This window comes from Shewanella sp. 11B5 (genome assembly GCF_002836795.1).
GTDB lineage: Bacteria > Pseudomonadota > Gammaproteobacteria > Enterobacterales > Shewanellaceae > Shewanella > Shewanella frigidimarina.
Genome location: NZ_PJAP01000188.1, coordinates 1 through 1079, shown reverse-complemented (window position 1 = coordinate 1079; position 1079 = coordinate 1). Strand labels below are relative to the sequence as shown.

The window sequence follows — 1079 nt, the reverse complement described above, 5'->3', positions numbered from 1 at the left end:
ATTTTCATCACGTAATATAAATGACGCTTTTAATGGTTTGATAAGTCGCCGAGATAGGTGTTTCTCAGACGCTCAAACTACTTGCCCTAACGGTTATCGACAATGTTACCGACAATGTTATCGGTATTGAGCCCAGCAACTTGTTCGATAATTCGTTAGGGAGTTAGTTAGATTATTTGTTATAAAATTCGTTAAAGAATAAATTCTAAAGCCTGATTATGCAGAACATTGTTCCAGTTGAGCCTTTTTCTTATTCATTTGCAGATAACTTAACAACCACATCATTAAGCCGCCAGCAAATAACACTGCCGCTACATAGCCTGTCTCGTTAGGCATTGCGCCCTGTGCGATAAACATGCCGCCCACCCAAGGGCCGATAGCATTGGCGGTGTTAAATGAACATTGTACTAATGCCCCTATCATCGCGTGACCATTTGGCGATACGTCCATCAGTAAGGTTTGAATCAGTGTCGCTAAACCCACACTGCAGCCAATAAAGAAAATTACCGCATACAATAGCCAAATATTATGGCTGGCACTGACGTAAGCAAGCGAAAATATAATCGTACACACTAAGGCAATACCAGTGGTTTTTAAGGCTGCGCGATCGGCTGCTTTGCCTAATACGTAATTGCCTAAAGTACAACCAATACCAAACATTACCATCGCGATTGAAATGGTGTATGCCGGCGTTTCAGTCACCACTAAAATGGTATCGGCGATGTAAGTGTAAATACAAAATACGCCACCAAAGCCAATAATCACAATGCCAAGAATTGACCAAACCAATTTATTCTTTAACACGCTAAACTCATTGATTAAATTTGACGGCTGGTTGTTTTCAATTTTAGGGATCACCACATATACGCACACTAATGCAACTAAGGCGAGGACAGATGCACCCGCTAAACAATAGCGCCAGCTTAAGTTTTGGCCGACTAAAGTGACAATGGGAACCCCTACAATAGTGGCTATGGTTAGGCCCATAAACACTTTAGACATGTAACTTGCACGTTTATTTTGAGGGGCAATATCGGCAGCCAATAAAATAGCGGCACCAAAATAAGCGCCATGGGGTA

General features: G+C 41.7%; 1 protein-coding gene. It reads right to left on the bottom strand.

What is annotated here, in order from left to right; all coding sequences use genetic code 11:
• Positions 1–216: 216 nt before the first annotated feature.
• On the bottom strand, positions 217–1079 hold an 863-nt coding region (locus tag CXF78_RS01530), incomplete at its 5' end, for an MFS transporter (protein ID WP_102035768.1).